This is a genomic window from Candidatus Accumulibacter sp. ACC003, from assembly GCF_907163085.1.
Classification (GTDB): Bacteria; Pseudomonadota; Gammaproteobacteria; order Burkholderiales; family Rhodocyclaceae; genus Accumulibacter.
Genome location: NZ_CAJQTX010000007.1, coordinates 95,831 through 116,345, shown reverse-complemented (window position 1 = coordinate 116,345; position 20,515 = coordinate 95,831). Strand labels below are relative to the sequence as shown.

Annotated in this window: 21 protein-coding genes; 8 read left to right on the top strand and 13 right to left on the bottom strand. The window is 66.0% G+C overall.

What is annotated here, in order from left to right:
* Window positions 1-68: 68 nt before the first annotated feature.
* Window positions 69-1,148 carry a glycosyltransferase gene (locus QZ656_RS15935; protein ID WP_291994319.1) on the bottom strand — a complete coding sequence of 360 codons (1,080 nt, stop codon included), beginning with the start codon at window positions 1,146-1,148 and terminating at the stop codon, window positions 69-71.
* A 59-nt stretch (window positions 1,149-1,207) separates the two neighbouring features.
* Window positions 1,208-1,393 (bottom strand): hypothetical protein, encoded by a 186-nt coding sequence (locus QZ656_RS15930; protein WP_291994318.1) that lies wholly within the window; start codon window positions 1,391-1,393, stop codon window positions 1,208-1,210.
* 215 nt (window positions 1,394-1,608) lie between these two features.
* Here QZ656_RS15930 and QZ656_RS15925 point away from each other — a divergent pair, with 215 nt between their 5' ends.
* Complete coding sequence (locus QZ656_RS15925) at window positions 1,609-2,745, top strand: VanZ family protein (protein WP_291994317.1); 1,137 nt, start codon at window positions 1,609-1,611, stop codon at window positions 2,743-2,745.
* 53 nt (window positions 2,746-2,798) lie between these two features.
* On the opposite strand, the gene QZ656_RS15920 is transcribed toward QZ656_RS15925, so the two are convergent.
* Window positions 2,799-3,869, bottom strand: coding sequence for a DnaJ C-terminal domain-containing protein (locus tag QZ656_RS15920; protein WP_291994316.1), 1,071 nt, complete (start codon window positions 3,867-3,869; stop codon window positions 2,799-2,801).
* 220 nt (window positions 3,870-4,089) lie between these two features.
* Here QZ656_RS15920 and QZ656_RS15915 point away from each other — a divergent pair, with 220 nt between their 5' ends.
* The 4 genes from QZ656_RS15915 to dsbD all read left to right on the top strand — a co-directional run bounded on the left by QZ656_RS15915 (window position 4,090) and on the right by dsbD (window position 7,337).
* Entirely contained in the window at window positions 4,090-4,398 is a 309-nt protein-coding gene (locus tag QZ656_RS15915) for a (2Fe-2S) ferredoxin domain-containing protein (RefSeq protein ID WP_291994315.1), read from the top strand.
* A 109-nt stretch (window positions 4,399-4,507) separates the two neighbouring features.
* Complete coding sequence (locus tag QZ656_RS15910; RefSeq protein ID WP_291994314.1) at window positions 4,508-5,146, top strand: alpha/beta hydrolase; 639 nt, start codon at window positions 4,508-4,510, stop codon at window positions 5,144-5,146.
* A gap of 68 nt (window positions 5,147-5,214) precedes the next feature.
* Window positions 5,215-5,568 carry a divalent-cation tolerance protein CutA gene (cutA, locus tag QZ656_RS15905; RefSeq protein ID WP_291994313.1) on the top strand — a complete coding sequence of 118 codons (354 nt, stop codon included), beginning with the start codon at window positions 5,215-5,217 and terminating at the stop codon, window positions 5,566-5,568.
* Window positions 5,565-7,337 (top strand): protein-disulfide reductase DsbD, encoded by a 1,773-nt coding sequence (dsbD, locus tag QZ656_RS15900; RefSeq protein WP_291994312.1) that lies wholly within the window; start codon window positions 5,565-5,567, stop codon window positions 7,335-7,337. Before cutA ends, dsbD begins: the two co-directional genes overlap by 4 nt.
* Window positions 7,338-7,391: 54 nt before the next feature.
* Here the strand turns inward: dsbD and QZ656_RS15895 are convergent, their stop codons facing one another.
* On the bottom strand, window positions 7,392-8,318 hold the full coding sequence (locus QZ656_RS15895; protein ID WP_291994311.1) for a hypothetical protein: 927 nt from the start codon (window positions 8,316-8,318) through the stop codon (window positions 7,392-7,394).
* Window positions 8,319-8,566: 248 nt separating this feature from the next.
* On the opposite strand from QZ656_RS15895, the gene QZ656_RS15890 reads away from it, so the two are divergent.
* Together QZ656_RS15890 and cobC are read left to right on the top strand one after the other, a co-directional pair.
* Window positions 8,567-9,319: an adenosylcobinamide-GDP ribazoletransferase gene (locus QZ656_RS15890; protein WP_291994310.1), complete on the top strand. Its 753-nt coding sequence runs from the start codon at window positions 8,567-8,569 to the stop codon at window positions 9,317-9,319.
* The gene (gene cobC, locus QZ656_RS15885; protein ID WP_291994309.1) at window positions 9,304-9,882 is read left to right on the top strand and encodes an alpha-ribazole phosphatase family protein; all 579 of its coding nucleotides are present in this window, start codon (window positions 9,304-9,306) and stop codon (window positions 9,880-9,882) included. The genes QZ656_RS15890 and cobC overlap by 16 nt, the downstream gene beginning before the upstream one ends.
* Before the next feature lie 27 nt (window positions 9,883-9,909).
* Here the strand turns inward: cobC and xerD are convergent, their stop codons facing one another.
* The 4 genes from xerD to QZ656_RS15865 form a co-directional block, all read right to left on the bottom strand.
* The gene (gene xerD, locus QZ656_RS15880) at window positions 9,910-10,851 is read right to left on the bottom strand and encodes a site-specific tyrosine recombinase XerD (RefSeq protein WP_291994308.1); all 942 of its coding nucleotides are present in this window, start codon (window positions 10,849-10,851) and stop codon (window positions 9,910-9,912) included.
* Window positions 10,838-11,338: a methylated-DNA--[protein]-cysteine S-methyltransferase gene (locus QZ656_RS15875; protein WP_291994307.1), complete on the bottom strand. Its 501-nt coding sequence runs from the start codon at window positions 11,336-11,338 to the stop codon at window positions 10,838-10,840. Before QZ656_RS15875 ends, xerD begins: the two co-directional genes overlap by 14 nt.
* Window positions 11,335-11,907 carry a chalcone isomerase family protein gene (locus QZ656_RS15870; protein WP_291994306.1) on the bottom strand — a complete coding sequence of 191 codons (573 nt, stop codon included), beginning with the start codon at window positions 11,905-11,907 and terminating at the stop codon, window positions 11,335-11,337. Before QZ656_RS15870 ends, QZ656_RS15875 begins: the two co-directional genes overlap by 4 nt.
* A gap of 124 nt (window positions 11,908-12,031) precedes the next feature.
* Window positions 12,032-13,288, bottom strand: a complete 1,257-nt coding sequence (locus QZ656_RS15865) for a glutamate-5-semialdehyde dehydrogenase (protein WP_291994305.1) — start codon at window positions 13,286-13,288, stop codon at window positions 12,032-12,034.
* A gap of 277 nt (window positions 13,289-13,565) precedes the next feature.
* On the opposite strand from QZ656_RS15865, the gene QZ656_RS15860 reads away from it, so the two are divergent.
* Window positions 13,566-13,826 (top strand): hypothetical protein, encoded by a 261-nt coding sequence (locus QZ656_RS15860; protein ID WP_291994304.1) that lies wholly within the window; start codon window positions 13,566-13,568, stop codon window positions 13,824-13,826.
* Window positions 13,827-13,854: 28 nt separating this feature from the next.
* Here QZ656_RS15860 and holA read toward each other — a convergent pair whose 3' ends face one another.
* From holA to QZ656_RS15835, 5 genes are all read right to left on the bottom strand, one after another.
* Complete coding sequence (holA, locus tag QZ656_RS15855) at window positions 13,855-14,859, bottom strand: DNA polymerase III subunit delta (protein WP_291994303.1); 1,005 nt, start codon at window positions 14,857-14,859, stop codon at window positions 13,855-13,857.
* A gap of 11 nt (window positions 14,860-14,870) precedes the next feature.
* Window positions 14,871-15,410 carry an LPS assembly lipoprotein LptE gene (gene lptE / locus QZ656_RS15850; protein ID WP_291994302.1) on the bottom strand — a complete coding sequence of 180 codons (540 nt, stop codon included), beginning with the start codon at window positions 15,408-15,410 and terminating at the stop codon, window positions 14,871-14,873.
* A gap of 18 nt (window positions 15,411-15,428) precedes the next feature.
* Entirely contained in the window at window positions 15,429-18,044 is a 2,616-nt protein-coding gene (gene leuS, locus QZ656_RS15845) for a leucine--tRNA ligase (protein WP_291994301.1), read from the bottom strand.
* A 107-nt stretch (window positions 18,045-18,151) separates the two neighbouring features.
* Window positions 18,152-18,988 (bottom strand): hypothetical protein, encoded by an 837-nt coding sequence (locus tag QZ656_RS15840; protein ID WP_291994300.1) that lies wholly within the window; start codon window positions 18,986-18,988, stop codon window positions 18,152-18,154.
* A gap of 267 nt (window positions 18,989-19,255) precedes the next feature.
* The gene (locus tag QZ656_RS15835; RefSeq protein WP_291994299.1) at window positions 19,256-19,600 is read right to left on the bottom strand and encodes a hypothetical protein; all 345 of its coding nucleotides are present in this window, start codon (window positions 19,598-19,600) and stop codon (window positions 19,256-19,258) included.
* Between the last annotated feature and the right edge of the window lie 915 nt (window positions 19,601-20,515).

Sequence of the window (20,515 nt, the reverse complement as noted above, 5' to 3'; positions counted from 1 at the left end):
TCGTCACGGCGATCTGCGCCGGTCCGGAAACGCGGTAAGTGAGGTGGCCCCAGCGAATCGAGCGCGCGTCACCGGCGGCCACCACCAGACTCCAGTGAAAAAACGTCGACCAAGGGCTTGAAGAGGCACAGTGCGCCCTGCGTCAGGCTGACGGCGAAGGGCTCGGAAAAACCCAGGCGACGCCCGACCAGCGCCTGCTGCAGTACGGCCAGCAGCGCTGCCGCGAGCAGGACAGCGATCGCCAGGCGTGCCCAGCCGTGTTCCAGGTTGGCCAGCAGGACTCCCCAGGTCGCCAGGCGCGCGCTCACTGCCAGGAGCGCCAGCCACCACAGGCCGGGGCGATAGACACGGATGATCTGGTATTGTCGGCGCCCGAAACGCCACAACGCGGCCAGTTCACCGGTCGCCGGCGTCGGCACCAACAGCGCGCGTCGGGTCAGAACGCGCAAGCCCAGCGCTGCCGCCTGCTTGCCGATCGTACAGTCGTCGGACAGCGTGTTGGCCAGGATTCGCTCGGTTGCCAGCTTTTCGATGGCTGCCGGCGACAAGGCCAGCGAGCCACCCCAGGTGACCTGAAAAGCCGCCAGGCGCGGCAGCAGGGCGATGCCGCGATCGATCGCCGCCACCAGGTGCGCGGCTAGCTGGTGCTGTTCTATGATCGGCCAGCGATAGCCACTGACCACGTCGGCGCTACCGTCGAGTATCGGCGAAGCCAGCGCCGACAACCACCAGCGCGGCGGCACGATGTCGGCGTCGAGCAGGACCACGACCTCATCGTCCGCGTCGACGCGCTGCAGGCCGGCGATCTGGTTGCGGCACTTCTGCGCGCAGTGCGTCGCCTGGCCGGCAATCACCAGCTCGACCGGCAGGCGCGTCTCGGCAGCCAGCCGAGCCGCGGCGGCGTACGCCGGATCGTCGGTGCCCTCCAGGCAGATCAGCAGGCGCCGCGGCGCCAGGCTTTGCGCGGCGAGCGCCCGCAGCAAGGCAGCGAGACCTGCGGCTTCGCCGGTCAGCGGCAGAATCAGCGTCACCGCACCGGCGCGCTGTACACGCGGCAGACACAGGCCGGCGAGAAAGACCAAGCCGGCGAGCAAGCCAGCGGCGGCAACCAGAAAACCTGGCGCGCAAACGAACAGAAGATCAGGCACGACCATAGGCACCACCACTGACACCAGTCCGCCCGAACTCGTCGGGTCCGGCCGGTCGCTCAGTTGCCGGCGTTGTTCCCCGAGCCGGCGGCGTCGCTGGGCGCCGCTGGCTCGGTCGAGGCGGGCGCCGCGTCGCTATCGGCCGCCGCCTTGGCGGCCAGCGCGAGCTGTCGTTTTTCTTCTTGCTTGCGTTTTTTCTCGAGTTCTCTCTGGCGCTTCTCGAACTGGTAATTTGGTTTTGCCAAGGCGTACTCCTGCTGGTCTCGCAAGCGGCCATGTAGCCGGCCCGAGCGAGTCAAAAAGCTCAGAGTGTCGCACAAATTGGGGCAACAGCGGCGCCGGATATCGATATGGCGAACATCCACGGCGCGCTCGACGGCACCGACGAGCGCCCGGCGGCGGCCGCTGCAACACTTGCCGGCGCTAAAATGGCCGCTTCGCAAAGCCCGGCGACACCCCGATGGAACATGCCCCCCCGCCCACCCCGCCGATGCCGGACGCCGAGCCGGACGCGGAAGCCGAACCGGACGACAACTCCGCGCCACCGGCGCGCGCGCAAGCGACGCGGCTGCCGCTCTATCTGGCGCTGGCGTACGTCGTGCTGATCGGCTACGCCAGCCTCTACCCTTTCATCAACTGGCGCGACCTCGGCATCTCGCCGCTGGAGTTTCTCGGTGCCGCCTGGCCACGCTACTGGACGGCTTTCGACCTCTCGGTCAACGTCATCGCCTACGTGCCGCTGGGCTTCCTGCTGACGCTGGCACTGCACAGCTTGCCCGGCCGCTGGTCGGCGGCGTTGGCCGCGCTGGCGCTCGGCAGCGTGCTGAGCCTCAGCATGGAATGCCTGCAGAACTGGCTGCCGGCGCGCGTGCCGTCGAATCTCGATCTGGCGTGCAATGCCGCCGGCAGCGCGATCGGCGCGGTGATCGCGGTCTGGATTGGCAAGGCCATCTTTCGCCGCCTCGCGCAGCTCCAGCAAAACTGGCTGGCGCCGATCGCCCAAGCCGAACTCGGGCTGGTCCTGATCGGCATGTGGCTGCTGACGCAACTGTCGCCGGAAACGCTGCTGTTCGGCGTCGGCGACCTGCGCCAGATCCTCGGTCTGACGCCGCCCTTGCCCTACGCCGCGCCGGCCTTCTTCATGATCGAAACCGGAGTGATTGCCTGCAACACCATCGTCATCGGCCTCTTTGCGCGCTCGCTGATGACCGACCGGACGTATCCGCACCTGCTGCTGATCTTTCTTTTCGTCCTGGCGCTGGCCATCAGAACGCTCGCCGCCGCCGTCCTGGTGGCGCCGCAGGACGCGCTGGCCTGGTTGACGCCGGGAGCGCGGCTCGGCCTGCTGATCGGTGGCGTGCTGCTGTCGCTGCTCCTGCTGCTGCCGGCTGCGCTGCGCATCGCCCTGGCTGGCGTGGCGCTGATGGCCGGCACCGCGCTGGTCAATCTGACGCCACCGAACCCCTACTCGGCAGCGGCGCTGGCGACCTGGCAGCAAGGGCACTTCCTCAACTTCAATGGCTTGACGCGCTGGGTCGCCAGTCTCTGGCCGTTCATCGCCCTGCCCTATCTAACCGCCCTCGGTCGCCGCCTCTAGACGGCAAGCCGGCGCTGCGCCGTGCGCGCCGATCATCGGCCAGCTTTCGCAGGTCAGCCCGGCTGGCGGCGCGCGCGCAGCTGCTTTTGCCACGCCGCCAGCGGCGGCGCCCGCTGCTCGAGATCAGCCGCCAGGCGTCCTTCCAGTTGCTCGAACAACTCGACATCGCTGGCCCCGACCCCGGTCGGGTAGACGCGCTGCAGCTGCAACACCAGGTCGCCGGCGGCACGCCGACCTTGACCGGGAAAGCCCTGCCCAGGCAGCCGATACTCGAGCGGATGTTGCGGGTAGGGCGAGAGTTCGAGCGTGCTCGTGCCGCGCAAGCTCGGCACTTCGATGCCGCCACCGCACAGCAGGCGGTAGATGCTCACCGGCACCTGGCAATGCACATCGCGCCCATGCAGGACGAACAAGGGATGCTTGGCGAAGCTGATTTCGAGGTACAGATCACCCGCCGCTCGCTCTTCGTCGCCTGGCGGCAGCGGCGCCTGACCGGCCAGGCGCAGGCGCTCGCCATCGAGCAGGCCGGGCGGTACAGTGACGGCCAGGGTGCGTGAGCGCTCAAGCCAGCCACTGCCGGCGCAGGCCGGACAAGCGCTCTCGCGCAAATAGCCGCGGCCGCCGCAACCGGGACAAATGCTCGTTCCGCCAGCGCCGCCGCGGCCGACCCGACCGCAGCCGCTGCAGCCTTGGCAGGGAATCGAATTGCGGTGCTGCACCCGGCCACTGCGAGCACAGCTGGCGCAGCCGACACGCTGCCCGAGATCGACCGTCTTGCGGCATCCCAGCGCCGCCTCTTCGAGCGTCAGCGTCAGGCTCTGCGTCAGGTCGTCGCCAGCACGTCCGCCGGGACGCTCAGCGCTCGCCTTGCCGGAACTTGCCGCCGGGCGGCCGTCGGTCGGCGCACTGGCGGCGTGCGCCTGCCGCCATTCGGCCAGGCGCTGCGGATCGAGAAACAGCTCGTAAGCGGCGTGGATACGCTTGAACTCGGCTTCGGCAGTCGCCGACGCGTTGCGATCGGGATGCCAGCGCATCGCCAGCCGGCGGTAGGCTTTCTTGACTTCGGCCGGCGAGGCGTCGCTGGCAACGCCAAGAATGGCGTAAGGGTCGTCACGGATGCGCATGAAATGGTCGGTGCTGGCGCTTGGTGAATCGCCGGAAAGGGCGCCGCAGAACCGACAACAGCGGTGTCAAAAGCGAGCATTCTACCCGATCGGCGAGCACCGCCCCGAGGTCTTGCCGGCAAAGCAGCGGCGCGCCGCCCTGCCGCGCCATCTCCGGCTGGCCGAATCGGCGTTAAAATCGTCCGCCGTAGCCAGCAAACCCGAGAAGGAGCCCCTTCGTATGAGCTATTTCAAGCATCACGTTTTCTTCTGCTGCAACCAGCGCGCACCAGGTGAGACCTGCTGCAACAACCTTGGCGCGACGACGGCGCAGACCTACGCCAAGGAGCGGATCGGCGAATTGAAGCTCAAGGGCGTCGGTAAGGTACGGATCAACAAGGCCGGCTGCATGGACCGTTGTGACAGCGGGCCAGTGCTGGTCGTCTATCCGGAGGAAGTCTGGTACACCTACGTCGACTGCGAAGACATCGAGGAAATCATCCAGGAACACCTGGTGCACGGACGCGTCGTCGACCGGCTACGCATCTGAACGTGAATTCCCCCGCACACCGCGCAGCCCTCAAGATCCAGCACGCCGCGCCGGCAATTGCCGCTGGCGAAATCGTCAACGCGACTTACCCGCCAGGAAAGGCCAAACGATGAAAGTTCAGGCAGAGCAGCTGCTGATCGACGGACCGGTCGGCAAGATCGACGTGCTCATCGAAAATCCCGGCGCGCCACGCGGTATTGCCCTAATCGGCCACCCGCACCCCTTGTTCGGCGGCGGCAATACCAACAAGGTCGTACAGACGCTGGCGCGCACCTTCAACCATCTCGACTACGTCGCGCTGCGGCCGAATTTCCGCGGCATCGGCGACACCGAGGGAACGCACGACGACGGCCGCGGCGAGACCGAAGACCTGCTCGCCGTGCTCGCCGAAGCCAAGTGCCGCTTCGGCAATCTACCGGTCGCCCTGGCCGGATTTTCCTTCGGCGCCTACGTCCAGACGCGCGTCGCCGAAGCGCTGCACGACGCCGGCCATCCGGCGCAACGACTGGTGCTGGTCGGCACCGCGTCGGGTTTCGTCGAAGGCGCGCGCCGCTACCACACCAAGGCCGTGCCGGCCGACACCATCGTCATCCACGGCTCCGAAGACAGCACCGTACCGCTGGCCAACGTCATCGAATGGGCCAAGCCGCTGGAGCTGCCAGTGATCGTCGTCCCCGGTGCCGACCACTTCTTTCACCGTCGCCTGCACGTCATCCGCGAAATCATCACTCGCTCCTGGCGGCACTGAGCGCCGCTGCCGCAGCCACCGCCACGACACCCACCGGCGGCGGCGTCGGCTGGCGCTGAAGGAGTAGAATGCGCGCTGTGACCATTCTGCTCGTCCTCACCACTCTCCCGGATCGATCGTCTGCCGAAGCGCTGGCTCGGGAACTCGTCGAAACGCGGCTGGCGGCGTGCGTCAATATCCTCTCCCCGTGCCGCTCGGTCTACCGCTGGCACGAGGCCATCGAGACCGCCGAAGAGGTGCCGCTGTTGATCAAAACCAGCAGCGAGCGCTACGCCGCTCTGGCCGCGGCGATTCGCCGCCAGCACCCTTACGAGCTGCCGGAAATCATCGCCCTGCCGGTGGTCGACGGGCTGCCCGACTACCTGGCCTGGGTAGCCGACGCGACGCACGCGCCAGACGAGAGGCAGGACACGAACTCATGACGCGCTGGCTGTTTCGCCTGTTGTTGCTGATGGCGATCGCCTGGCCGGCGCACGCCGAAGAGTTCCTCGATCCGGCGGTGGCCTTCAAGGCCAGTGCGCGCGCGCTCGACGGACAGACCATCGAAGTCCGCGTCGAGATCGCCAAGGGCTACTACCTGTACCGCAACAACTTCCGTTTCGCCGCCGAACCGGCGAGCGTCCAACTCGGCACGCCGGTCTTGCCACCGGGAAAAGTAAAGGAGGACCCGACCTTTGGCAAGGTCGAGGTGTACTACCGGCAAGCGCTGATCCGCATCCCGGTCGAACGCAACAGCTCGGGGCCACTGCCGCTGACGCTGAAAGTCACGTCGCAGGGCTGCGCCGACGCCGGCATCTGCTATCCACCGCAAACGCAAAAACTCGGCGTCGAACTACCCGACGCGACCAGCACGCCGCTCACCGCGCCGCCGAGCCCGGGCTTCAGCGCCGACGAATCGGGGCGAATCGCGCAACTGTTCAAGAACGCCAGCTTCTGGCTGCTGGTCGCCAGTTTCTTCGGTTTTGGCTTGCTGCTGGCGCTGACGCCGTGCTGCTTCCCGATGATCCCGATTCTCTCGAGCATCATCGTCGGCTCGGGCCGCAACGGCGCTGCCGTTTCGCACGCGCGTGGCTTCTCGCTCTCGCTGGCCTACGTCGTGGGCATGGCGATCACCTACGCGGCGGCCGGCGTCGCCGCCGGGATGACCGGCACGCTGCTCTCGGCGGCGCTGCAGAATGCCTGGGTTCTGGGTGGCTTTGCGCTGGTTTTCGTGCTCCTGTCGCTGTCGATGTTCGGCTTCTACGAGCTGCAACTGCCGACTTTCCTGCAAAGCAAGGTGTCGGACGAGGCACGCCACCTGCGCGGCGGCTCGCTGCCCGGCGTCGCGGCGATGGGCGCGCTGTCGGCGATCATCGTCGGCCCCTGCGTCGCCGCACCGCTGGCCGGCGCGCTGCTGTATATCGGCCAGAGCGGCGACGCGCTCCTTGGTGGCGCGGCACTGTTCGCGATGGGCATCGGCATGGGCGCGCCGCTGCTCGCCGTCGGCGTCTCGGCCGGCACGCTGCTGCCGCGCTCGGGGCCGTGGATGGAAGCGATCAAGAAGGCCTTCGGCGTGCTCCTGCTGGCGACCGCCGTGTGGCTGCTGTCGCCGGTCATCCCCGAGGTCGCGCAGATGATCGCCTGGGCCTTGCTGCTGATCGTACCGGCGATCTACCTGCACGCGCTCGACCCTTTGCCGGCACACGCCCGCGGCTGGCAACGCTTCTGGAAGGGCATCGGTATCTTCATGCTGATTGGCGGTGCGGCGATGTTGCTCGGCGCGCTGGCTGGCTCGCGCGACCCGCTGCAACCGCTGTCGGTCCTGCGCAGCAGCGCGGCCAGCGCCGAAGCCAGGCACTTGCCCTTCACCCGCGTCCGCACGCTGGCCGAACTCGAAGGCCGGATCAAGAGCGCCGGCCAGCCGGTGCTGCTCGATTTCTACGCCGACTGGTGCGTGTCGTGCAAGGAGATGGAACGTTTCACCTTCTCCGACGCACGCGTTCGCGCCAAGCTGGCGGGCTGGACGCTGCTGCAGGCCGACGTCACCGCCAACTCGGATGACGACAAGGCGCTGCTGCAGCGCTTCAAGCTCTACGGCCCGCCGGGAATCCTTTTCTTCGACGGCAAGGGCCAGGAGATCGCCGGCGTACGCGTCGTCGGCTTCATGAACGCCGACGACTTTCTCGGCGTGTTGTCGGGCTTGAGCCTGTAGGCCGTCAGCCGCGGCGACCCGTGCCGAGACGAGCATTGACCAGCAACAAGCAAGTCATGGCGTTCGCGATTGGCCGGCGACAATCGGCGCGGCACCTTGCGCGCAGGGAAGTTTCTCGGCCAATCGTAGCCAGTCAACATTGACTCTTCGCGAGTCTTCGCCGGCATACCTTATCTTGAGCAGCGCCAGACGCCCCTCGAATTCGATCGCCGAGTAGCCATTTACAACGGCCTCGGCAATAAGAAAAAAGATGTCACGAAATCTCGAAACGGCGTCTTCTTCAACGACACTTGCCAATTCGTCGAAGTGGCCCCAGGTCTCGCCGAAATCTTCGGCATAAATCAGATGAACTTTCGGGCTGCCGAGGATCTCTTCCCGAAGCCCGCTGACATTCGGCCTCAGGAGCGAGTACTCGGCGGACAGAACGATAAACACCTGGCCGAGATGAGCCACATCCAGGTCGAGCAGCGTATTGAATTGCTCGATATCGAAAGGATCGACGAGAACAGGATAGTAAACAAAATCTTTTGCGCCCTCGCGCCTGGTCTGCGCGACGCTCGCCAAGGTAGCGGCTACGAGTGCTGGTTGACCGCCCAAGCTGTAGTGCAGACCAATGAAGCGTGTGCCCGGGTCTTTCTGCATCAGCTCGCCAATTTTTTCCGGATTGCGGTCGCACAGCTCGTAAAAATTATTTGCGTAGCCATTCTTTATTAATATCCTGGCGCTGTCGACGGTGATGCTTTTGCCGCAATCGGAGTCGAACCACAGCATCCCCGGATGCACGAAAACGGTATTTATATTGGACGGATCCAGGTTTGCATGCGGCGTTTCGCATGCTTTGACCACAGCACGGGCAAGCACCAGGGAAATATCCTTCTGCCCGATTTGTGGGGGCGGGCCTTGTTCTGCGGCTTTGTAATACCGACCTGTCGAACACCCATTGAGCAAAATGAGTAGCAGCAAGCGAGCAATAATATTCAAGCACGGCTCCATTGAATAATAGTTCGTTTGCGCCGGGCCCGAGGCCCCGGCTCGGTGTCGTCGAGCGGCGAGGGTGGCGAGCAGGCCGAAGGCGACCAACGCGGCCCCGACGGGGGGATGATTATCGCTCACCTGCGCCCTCGCGCCAGCGCGGAATGGCATCATGGCAGCCGCGTTGCCGCCAACCATCGGCCGCTAGCGGCAGCGACACGGTTTCACAGTCCAACAAATCTCACAGAAGGCAGGCAATGATCAGACACGAACTCGAGTACTTCTTCGGCGCGCTACGCTTTTTCACGCGCTTGCCGGTACCGGCGTGGGTCGGTCACAGCAGCGAGGCGCTGGACCGGGCGGCGCGCTACTTTCCGGCGGTCGGCGTGCTGGTCGGCGCGATTGCCGCGCTGGTGTTCATGGTCTGCGAGCGCTTCTGGCCGACGTCACTGGCGGTGCTGGCGGCGATGGCCAGCTCGATCTACCTCACCGGCGCCTTTCACGAAGACGGCTGGAGCGACATGGTCGACGGTTTCGGTGGCGGCTGGGAGAAGGCGCAGATTCTGACGATCATGAAGGACTCGCGCATCGGCAGTTTCGGTGCTGTCGCGCTGTTGATGCTCGTGCTGACGCGTTTCTACGCGCTGTTCGAGCTCGATCCACGGCTCATTCCGGCGGCCTTGCTCGCCGGCCATGCGCTGTCGCGCTTCGCGTCGACGACGCTGTTGCGGACGCTCGATTACGTCCGCGACGAAGGCAAGGCGAAGCCGCTGGCCACCCGTATCGGCTACCGCGAACTGGCCTTCGCCGGGTCCACCGCCGTGCTGCCGCTGCTCCTGCTGCCGCCCGCGCAGGCGGCAATCGGCTGCCTGTTGGCGGCGCTGGCGACGCTGTGGCTGGCGCGCCTGTTCCGCCGCCAGATCGGCGGCTACACCGGCGATTGCCTGGGCGCCGTGCAGCAGCTCGCGGAAGTCGCTTTCTACCTGGGTCTGCTGTGCAGCTTTTCCTGATCCGCCATCCGCGGCCGCTGCTCGACGCCGGCATCTGCTACGGCCAACTCGACGTCGAGGCCGAGGATCCGCAGCCTCTGGCCGAGCGCCTGCGGCCGCTGCTGCCGGCCGAGACGCCGCTAATCGCCAGCCCTTTGCGGCGTGCGCGCGGCCTCGCCGACGCCTTGCAGCGGCCGCCGCTGCTCGATAGCCGATTGATGGAAATCAACTTCGGTCAATGGGAGGGGCAGCGCTGGGAGCAGATCGACCGCCGCTTGCTCGATGCCTGGGCGGCCGACGTGCTGCACTTCGTACCGCCCGACGGCGAGTCGGTGGCGGCGCTGCAAGCGCGCGTCGTCGATTGCCTGGCAAGCCTGCGCGGCGAACGCGTGGCGCTGGTCACGCACGCCGGCGTGATCCGTTGCGCCCTCGGTCACTGGCTGCAGCTGCCGCTTGCCGAGTGGAGCCGACTGACGCTCGACTTCGGCAGCCTGACGCTGCTTGAAATCGCTCGCGCTGGCAACCAGCAAGCAGCGACCGACGCGCCAATTCCTGCCGCCATCCTGCACTACCACAATCGCTAAAAAAAGCAGCGCGCGCCTGGCCGCCGATCAGCCGCGCGGATGGTGCTGCGCGTGCAGCGTCTTGAGCCGTTCGCGGGCGACGTGCGTGTAAATTTGTGTCGTCGAGATGTCCGAATGGCCCAGCAGCAACTGCACCACGCGCAGGTCGGCACCGTGGTTCAGCAGATGCGTCGCAAAGGCGTGGCGCAGCACGTGCGGTGACAGGCGCGCGGGGTCCATGCCGGCGTGCACGGCGTAGCGTTTGAGCAGTTGCCAAAACGCCTGCCTGGTCATCGCCGAGCCGCGCGCGGTCGGGAACAGGTCGTCGCTCTGGCGCCCGCCGAGCAGCGCCGGCCGGCCCTCAACCAGGTAGCGCCGCAAGCAGTCGCCGGCGACTTCGCCCAGCGGCACGATGCGCTCCTTGGCTCCCTTACCGAAAACACGCAGCACGGCCATGTCGAGATTGACCTCGAAGACCTTCAGTCCGACCAGTTCGGAAACCCGCAGGCCGGTCGCGTAGAGCGTTTCGAGCATCGCCCGGTCGCGCTGGCCGAGCGTCGTCGCCGCCGGGGGCGCCGCCAGCAAGCGATCGACCTGCACTTCGGAGAGCACTTTCGGCAGGCGCGACGGTTTCACCGGCATGGCGATCTTGAGCGTCGGATCGTCGCTGCGCTGGCCGCGCGCCAGCAGGTAGCGATAGAAACGGCGCAGCGTCGACAGGTAGCGCGCCTGTGACGAGGCGCGCAACGTTTGCGACAGCGCCGCGACAAAGCGCATCAGCGTCGCCTGGTCGATCGCGCACAGCGAGCCCAGCTGCTGCGCGGCGAGCCAGGCAGCGAGCTGCATCAAGTCGCTGCGGTAACTGGTCAGAGACGCCTTGGCCAGCCCGTCTTCCAGCCACAGCGTGTCGCAAAAGACGTCGATGGCGGCCAGATCGCCGCGATCGATGAGCTCGCTCGCCTCGTTCGAGAGCGTCTCAGCAGCCTTCATGCGCCAGTAGCCAGCGCTTGACGTCGAGCAGGAAACCACCGTTCTGGCGAGCGAAACCGCCCAGCCCTCCACCGCTGGCGAGGACGCGATGGCAGGGAACGACGACCGGAAACGGGTTGGCACCGCAGGCTTGGCCGACCGCCCGCGGCGCGTTGTGCAGCGCCTTGGCAATGTCGCCGTAGGCGCACGTCTGGTGCGTCGGAATGGCCGCGATCTGCTGCCAGACGCGGCGCTGAAAAGGCGTTCCCGAGGGACGCAGCGGCAGACCGAAGACAAATTCGGCGTCGGCCAGGTAAGCCATCAGCTGGCGCACGCTTTCGCCAGCCAGGGCGTTGCTCGGGGCGACCGCGGCGACCGCCGGCAGAAAGACGATGCGCTCGATCTCGTCATCGTCACAACGCACGCCGAGCGAAAATCCCGGCGCCGCAACCACCGCCTGGTAGTCGGCCGCAGCGCTCGGGGTTGTCAGCTGCCGGAGCGCGTTCAAGACGCCTTGCCGAGCAGCGCCTGCTTCAGGTCATCCTGCGCCGGCTTGTTGCCCAGCCAGATCTTGAGCAGCGCCTGGTAGAAGTCCTCGCCGGCGATGTCCTTGCCGGTCACCTGGCCGTTCACCGTCAGACGAGTACCGCTGTCGGGCAGCCAGTCGATGACGATCGTCGTGCCGCTCCTGGCTTCGCCGATCGCCAGCATGGTCTCGGAGAGTTGCTTCAGACGATCCTTGAGCGCGGCCATTTCGGCTTCGGAATGGTTATTGGCCATGCCTTCCTCGAAGGCGTCGACGAACTGCTTGGCGGTGAGGTCGCGCAGCAAGCTGATGGCGATCCGCTTGGCCCCCCTGGTGGCCAGCACGGCTTCGGCGTCGCCCTGCTTTCTGGGCAGGTAGAGGGCCATCGCGTAGACCTTGAAGAACGCTTTCTTGCGCAAGCCGGCGCCGTTGACCACCAGCTCGGCGCTGCCCACTCGGGTCTGCTCGTCGAACTTGACGCCAGCGACTTCAACAGCGTTCGCCAGCTGGCACGACACGGCGGTAAGGACCGCCATCAGTAAGTGCTTCATCTGCTCTCCTTTCAGTGAAAGTCGCGCGGGCGACTGACAAATCGCACTTCTCCCCCGTAGGGCGGGAAGCAGCGCGCGTCAAGCGACAGCAGGCTGGCGACACCGACCATCCGGGACCAGCCGGCTAGGCGCGCACCTCGCCGTTGCCGAGGACGATCCACTTCAGGCTGGTCAGACCTTCGAGGCCGACCGGGCCGCGCGCGTGAATCTTGTCGGTCGAGATACCGATTTCGGCGCCGAGACCGTACTCGAAGCCATCGGCGAAGCGCGTCGAGGCGTTGACCATCACCGACGCCGAATCGACTTCGCGCAGGAAACGCATCGCCGACGTGTAATTCTCGCTGACGATGGCGTCGGTGTGGTGCGAACCATAGTGATTGATGTGCGCGATCGCTTCGTCGACGTCGGCGACGATCTTCACCGAAATGATCGGCGCCAGGAACTCGGTCGCATAGTCTTCTTCGCTCGCCGCTCGCGCCGCCGCGACGAGATCCATGGTTTCCGGGCAGCCACGAATCTCGACGCCCTGCTGGCCGAGCATCGCGGCGATCGGTGGCAACAGCTGCGCGGCGACTGAACGCGCCAGCAACAACGATTCGGCGGTGTTGCAGGTGCCGTAGCGCTGCGTCTTGGCGTTCTCGACGATCTGCAGCGCTTTCTCCGGGTCGGCGGCGGCGTCGATGAAGACGTGGCAGTTGCCGTCGAGATGCTGGATCATCGGCACGCGCGACTCGGCCAGTAGGCGCGCGATCAGCCCCTTGCCGCCACGCGGGACGATCACGTCGACGTATTCGCGCATCGTGATCAGCTGCCCGACGGCGGCGCGGTCGGTGGTCTCGATGACCTGCACGGTGGTCGGCGGCAAACCAGCGCTGGCCAGCCCCTCCTGGACCAGCGCGGCAATCGCCCGGTTGCTGCGGATCGCCTCGGAGCCACCCCGCAGGATCGCCGCGTTGCCCGACTTCAGGCACAGCGCGGCGGCGTCGGCGGTGACGTTCGGGCGCGCCTCGTAGATGATGCCGATGACCCCCAGCGGTACGCGCATGCGGCCGACCTGAATACCGCTTGGGCGAAACTTCAGGTCGCTGATTTCGCCGACCGGATCGGCCAGCGCGGCGACCTGGTCGACGCCCTCGGCCATCGCCGCAACGCCCTTCGCGGAGAGCGTCAGGCGATCGAGTAGGGCCGGCTCGAGGCCGGCAGCGAGCGCCGCCGCGAGGTCGTCGCGATTGGCCGCCAGCAGCGCCTCGCTGTGGCGTCGGATCGCTGCGGCAATCGCCCGCAGCGCGTGATTTTTGGCGCTGCTGTCGGCGCGGGCAATGGCCCGCGACGCGGCGCGCGCCTGCTGGCCGACGGTCTGCATGTACTGCTCGATGGTCATGACGATATCCTGGATTCCATTTCCCCTGCGCCCGCCCCCTGCGCCGCTGGCACAGCTACTGCGCGCACCGGGCAGGCATCGTCGACGCTCGATCCGGCCCGAAAACACTGGTGTAGACGGGGTAATTCGCGCGACAATAAGCGCTATGCTGCAGTGCGTCGAACGCGGGCTGTGCTGATTATAGCGATCGACCGAATGCACGGGTCAACGGAACCTAGGAAAAGAAATGGACTCACAAGGCTATTCCTCTTTGTCACCTCAGGCGCCCAGGTCAACCATGGAACGAAAACTGATTCTGCCAGCGGAATTGAGAGTCTGCGCAACCTGCAGTTACTGGGACGGCGAGCGCAAGGTCGATAGCGAGTTGCAGGTGGTGGTGGTCGCCGACTGCTGCGAAGGCGAGTGCCTGGTCCAGACCAAAACCTCGCATGGCCTCAAGCACGTCCGCGGCGAAGCCGAGGATTGCCTCTGGGAGCATCTCGCGCCCGACCAGCCGACAGCCGAACTCGTCGGACTCAACGACAGCAAGAGCGCCTGAGGCGACGGCGGCAGGCGCTGCACGCGCCTCAGGCGACGGCGATATTCAAACCCAACCGCCGAAACTCGTTCCACACGTCGCCAGCCGCAAGTCCCTTGATCATCCGGTCGATGCGCGCCGCCTGCGCCAGCGCCGCCCTTGCCCGCCGGCCATCGACGCGCTGCAAAGCGCGTCGCAGTTGCGCCTGCCGAGGACCCCAGACACGCGCCTCCTTGAGCAGCATATCGAGCGGCTGGCGCCGCTCCAGACCGGCGTTGACCTGCGCCAGCGCGCGCACTTCCTCGGTCATCGCCCAGAGCACCAGTGGTGGCGCCTCGCCCTCCTGCTGCAGACCGTCGATGGTGCGCGTCAGGCGCGCCACGTCGCCGGCCAGCAGCGCTTCGCGCAGGCCATCGAGATCGTAGCGCGCGACGTTGAGCACCGCCTCGCGGATCTGCTCGAGGCGCAGCGCGCCCGGCGGGTACAGCACGCCCAGCTTGAGAATCTCCTGATGAGCAGCCAGCAAATTGCCCTCGACGCGCTCGGCGATGAAACGCAGGCTGGCGGCGTCGGCGCTTTGCTGCTGGCGGCCAAGGCGGCCAGCGATCCACGCCGGCAAGGCGGCAAGATCCGGCGCAAGCAACTTGACGGCCACCCCGGCCGTCGCCAGCGAAGCGACCCAGGCGGCCTTCTCCTCGCGCCAGTCGGCGCCGATCATCGTCACCAGCAGCAGCGAATCGGGCGACGGGCGCGCGCAGTAGGCCTGCAGCGCGGCGCCACCATCACGCCCGGGTTTGCCGGTCGGCAAACGCAGGTCGATCAGCTTGCGGCCACCAAACAAGGACATGCTGCCAGCCGCATGGTAGAGTTCGTGCCAGTTGAAACCGGCGATCGCCGCCAGCACTTCGCGCTCGTCGAAGCCGCGCCGGCGTGCCGCGGCACGAATTGCGTCGGCGGCTTCGATGACCAGCAGCGGCTCGTCGCCATGGACCAGATAGACCGGCTTGAGCTCGCGCTCGAGATGCGCCGCGAGCTGCTCGCCCTTGAGCTGCATGGTTGGCGCGCTTAGCCGGCGGCGGCGGCTGGCGGCGGCACCGGCTTACCGGCAGCCAGCCGGCGCATCAACTGGTGCACCAGGTCATTCTCCATATCTCGCCAGAGCAGCGTTTCCTCCTGCTGCTTGGCGAGCACGTTGGAGTCGTCGTAGGTCAGATCGCGGATCAGCTCGATGGTCCCCGGCGGCGCCAGATCAAGTCCCTTGCCGTCGATCACCCGGTAGGTATAGAGATAACGCAGGCGCAACTCGCTGACCCGGCCGGTACCCGAGACCGAGAGAATGATCCGGTCGCGATACTCGGCACCGGGCAGCAGAGTCACCTGGGCGTCGCTGGCGGTGAGCGCCAGACGCGTCGTTCCCGACGAACGAATGGCGCGCTTGAGGTCGGCGCCTACCACCGAATAGTCCGGCATCGCCAGGTAGATGCTCTCGTAGGGCAACGAGTACGAGCCCCGCAACTGGAAGCCACAGCCGGCCAGCAGCACCAGCAACATGGCTAGAGCAAGGGCAGGCAGGGAAGGCTGGGCGGGCGGCAGCGCGACGCGCATCGGAGTAGTCCTTGAAGGTCAGGCGACGATATTGACCAGGCGGCCGGGAACGACCACCAGCTTTCTCGGCACGGCACCGGCGAGGTGCTTGCGAGCTGCTTCGCAGGCCAGCGCAGCGACTTCGATGCTCGCCCGGTCGGCACCCGCCGGCACCCGCAGACTGCCGCGCAGCTTGCCGTTGATCTGCAGCATCAGCTCGATTTCGTCCTGCACCAGCGCCGCCGCATCGACCTTCGGGAAGGACTGCTGGCTGATCGTCTGAGCGGGTCTGAGCGCCGCGTAAAGCGCTTCACAAACGTGCGGCACGATCGGGTTGAGCATCAGCACGACGGCTTCCAGCGTTTCCTGCCTGAGCGCGCGAACGGCGGCGTCGTCGCCGGCGACCCGGGAATACGAATTGAGCAGTTCCATCACTGCCGCGATGGCGGTATTGAACTGCTTGCGCCGGCCATAATCGTCGGCGACCTTGCCAATCGTCTGATGCAGTTGGCGGCGCAGCGCTTGCAGTTCTGGCGGCAGCTCGCCTGCGGTAGACGCCGCGACCGGGCCCGCCGAGACGTGCTCGAAAACGATTCGCCAGAGGCGCTTGAGGAAGCGGAAGCCACCCTCGACGCCAGCGTCGGACCACTCCAGCGACTGCTCCGGCGGGCTGGCAAACATGATGAACAGGCGCGCCGTGTCGGCGCCGAACTGGTCGATCAGCGACTGCGGATCGACGCCGTTGTTCTTCGACTTCGACATCTTCTCGATGCCGCCGACGTGCACCGCCAGACCGTCGGCGCGCAGGCTGGCGCCGACCGCCCGCCCACGCTCGTCGTGGACGGCGTCGACGTCGGCCGGATTGAGCCACTGCTTCTTGCCGTGGCTGTCCTCCCGGTAGAAGGTCGGCGCGACGACCATGCCCTGCGTCAGCAGATGCGCGAAAGGTTCGCCGAGCGGCTGCTCGCCGAACAGACCGAGGTCGCGCATCAGCTTGGTCCAGAAACGCGAGTACAACAGGTGCAGGATGGCGTGCTCGATACCGCCGATGTACTGGTCGATACCGCCCGCGCACCAGTAGGCGACGCGCTCATCGACCATCGCCTGGTGGTTGTCGGAGCAGCAATAGCGCAGGAAGTACCACGAGGACTCGACGAAGGTGTCCATGGTGTCGGTTTCGCGCCGCGCCGGCTGGCCGCATTTCGGGCAACTGCACTCGTAGAACTCGGGCATCCGGCTCAGCGGCGAACCGGCGCCGGTAATCGTGACGTTCTCCGGCAGGACCACCGGCAGGTCGGCGTCGGGGACTGGCACCTGCCCGCAGCTCGGGCAATGAATGATCGGGATCGGACAGCCCCAGTAGCGCTGCCGCGAAATGCCCCAGTCACGCAGGCGGAACTGGACCTTCTTCTCGCCGAGGCCCGCGGCGGCCAGGTCAGCGGCGATGGCGTCGATCGCCGCGCCGCAAGCGAGGCCATCGTAGCGGCCTGAATTGACGCAAGCGCCGCGTTGCTTGTCGGCGTACCACTCCTGCCAGCCGTCGAGCGAAAAAGCCTCACCGGGCACAGCGATCACCGGCTTGATCGGCAAGCCGTATTTCAGGGCAAAGGCGAAATCGCGTTCGTCGTGCGCGGGAACGGCCATCACCGCGCCGTCGCCGTAGCTCATCAGCACGTAATTGCCGATCCACACCTCGACCTGCTCGCCGCTCAGCGGATGGCTGACGAAGATGCCGGTTGGCATGCCCTTCTTGTCCATCGTCGCCAGGTCGGCCTCGGCGACGCCGCCCTGCTTGCATTCGTCGACGAAGGCGGCGATTTGCGGGTCACGCGCGGCGGCGTAGCTGGCCAGCGGATGCTCGGCGGCGACGGCACAGAAGGTGACGCCCATGATCGTGTCGGCGCGGGTGGTGAACACCCACAGCTGGCCGGCTTCGCCGTCAAGCTGGTAGGGGAAGGCGAAACGAACACCGGTGCTCTTGCCGATCCAGTTCTTCTGCATCAGCCGCACCTGCTCGGGCCAGCCGTCGAGCTGCTCGAGGTCAGCGAGCAGTTCCTCGGCGTAGGCGGTGATCTGCATGTAGTACATCGGGATCTCGCGCTTCTCGATCAGCGCTCCCGAACGCCAGCCGCGACCGTCGATCACCTGCTCGTTGGCGAGCACCGTCTGGTCGACCGGATCCCAATTGACGCTTCCCAGCCGCTGGTAGATCAGCCCCTTTTCGTACAAGCGGGTGAACAGCCATTGCTCCCAGCGGTAATACTCCGGCGTGCAGGTGGCGATTTCGCGCTGCCAGTCGATGGCGAAGCCGAGCCGCTTGAGCTGGGTCCGCATGTAGTCGATATTGGCGTAGGTCCACTGCGCCGGTGGAACGTTGTTCTGAATCGCCGCATTCTCGGCGGGCATTCCGAAAGCGTCCCAGCCCATCGGCTGCATGACGTTGTAGCCGAGCATGCCGTGAAAGCGCGCCAGGACGTCGCCGATGGTGTAGTTACGCACGTGTCCCATGTGCAGCTTGCCTGAGGGATAGGGGAACATCGACAGGCAGTAGTACTTCGGCCGGCTAGCGTCCTCGACGGCGCGCGCCGCGCCGCTATCGTTCCAGAGTTGCTGAGCGGCGAGTTCAACGTCCGCGGGCTGATACTTTTCCTGCATGGCCAGTAAGCGTCCAGAAGTGAGCTGAAGCGCGAATTATACGCACCGCCCGCGCCGCTGGCTCGCCGGCGCTTGCCGGCCTCGGGCAGGCGCGGCCAATTGCCCGCTCAGCTGCGTGGATCGGGGGTAAAGGCAGCCGGGAACGCGTCCGGCCGGGGGTCGGGGGTCCAGCGCGGTGCCGGGCGCGGAATGATCCCCTGCGCAAGCAGATTGGCGCGACTGTCGTAACGGATCGTCAGCACCTCGGACGGCGCGTCGCTGGCGCGACGAAACGCCGTGTAGCGGGTCGGCGCGCTGAGGCGTTCGCCGTGACCGGTGCCCAGGCGGCTGTCGGCGAGCTCGCTCTGCGCCTCGTCGGCAGTCGGCGCGGCGGCCTTGGCGGCCGCCTTTGGCGCGGCCTGCCCGGCAGCGCCGCGTTCGCCCGGCGCAACAGGAGCAGCGGCCTCGTTGGCCGCGCCGCGCTGTCGCGGCGCCATCGTCACCGCCGGCTCCGGAGTCGGCACGGCTTCGTGATAGACGGCGACGCCGATGACGCCGACGTTCTGCGGACGGTCGCTGCGGCCGGCGTAGCTGTCGGCGACGCTGGTAAAGTAAAAGGCAGCGACCTCGTCCATGCTCTTGCGCCAACCGGCAATCTCGGCCGATTGCCACGCTGCCAGGACGTAGCCCGACTGTGCCGGGCTGGCGGTCTGGCCATTCAGGGCGTTGACGCCGTCTACCGAAAGCACGGTCAACACCCGGCCAGCGCTCTTGTTGTGCAGCAGCACGGCGTAACGCGTGCCGGGAGTGCCGGCGACGTAAAGCTGACCATGGTGGCGGTAGACTTCCAGTTGCTGGCCGCTACGGCGATCGATGACACTGGCGTCTACCAGTGCGCCGGCGTCGGCGAGGCTCATGCAGCCGGCCAGCGGCAGGGCGGTTAACAGGGCGGCGAGTTTTCTCATGACGGTCTCCTTGAACGAGTAGAAGTGGTGACCGTGTAAACGCCGACGCCAGGCAAATGGGGTTAAGTGACTGGCGAAATTCCTTCGCTGGCGCGCCGCCGGGCAGTCCGGCCGTCAAGCGACCGCCCCGGCAAAAGCAAGTTGGCGGCAGCAAACGGCCGCGAAGTCAGACCCCTACGGGGAGTTGTGCACGCCAAGCGGGGCTGGAAGCCTGCAAAAGGTCCAACCCCGCGGGGCAGGTGAAAGCTGCCCGAGATTCTTCAATGATCAGACGGCGCGCGTTTCGATACGCAACATCCGGTTCACCCCCGACTGCCATAGCTTGGCGACGTTCTGCGCGGCGATAAGGTGCAAGCTCGAGACCCGGCTCTGGTGACGCCATAGCCAGAAAACACAGCTCACGCTCGGCGCGTCACGTACCAGCGAGCAAGCGCCTTCGCTTTCTGCGAGATCAATGAAACGCTCTACCGACAAGCGGTAGTAGTCCGAACTGTCACGGCAGCCAGTCATTCCTTCCGCTTCCCCGGCCGCACGACGCCATAGCTTGAGAGCCAATTCTTCGCTGATGCCGGTTTTGTGGGCGACCCACGGTAGAATTTTTGGTGCTTTCATGATGTTGCTCCTGAGAGTTTGGCGATGCCGAGCGCTGTGACCTACCGACCGAAACCTCATGAGTCCAGTCGTGTTGCAGCGCAGCATCATTATAAGCAATCCCCGACCAAAAGTTGGGGGTTTTCTTCTAGTTTTTTTCTCTCAGGCCATCGGGAAGTGCTCCAGTGGGATCAAACGCTGCGCTTCCGTAGCCTCATTCAGCTTGCGTGCAAACTGTGACGCGACGCGAATTTACAGCCGCTATCTTGGCTAACGGCCTGCAGTAGAACAACTTGAAGCAGCATTAAAACAATCTACTGCGCCGCAACATCTGCTGAGCCTTGATCTGCCACCAGCTTATCAGTAGGGCGTGCCGGACACCGTGCACAATTCCACACCATGCGTGCTGTCGGGATCAGCCACCGCGCAGGTGCCGCGCCGACGATCGCGCTGGCCACGCAATCCAGTCGACTTTGCCGTACGGCAGCGGCCAGCTTCTCCGCCTTTGGCCGGCACCCCAACGATACTGCCAGGCGATGCCGATCAGGTCGGAATTGTTGCCGGTACACGCCACCACGCCGCTACTGCCGTGGAGCTTGATTGGTTTGTGGAAATCAACTGGAAACCCCTAGGGAGCCGCCGAACAGCCAGCTCTGCTGCAGTTCGGAACACTGCCTACCCGCCAGCGTCCACCGCGCTTGAATCCGTAGCCGAAAACCCGGAAATCCAAACCACCGGGTGCGTTGGAGTACCAGCGCGGCTTGGGGTCCTGCGCGTGCGCAAGCGAAAAAGTGCCGGCAAGGGTGCCGACGGCCAGCCCGATGCCGGCGACCGCCGCCATGGCACGGCCGAGACGTCTGCGTCGCTGCCCGAAGCGACGGCTAGAACCCGCAACCCTCGGCAACAAGCGGCAGCAAGAGAACGGTAGGCGCATCC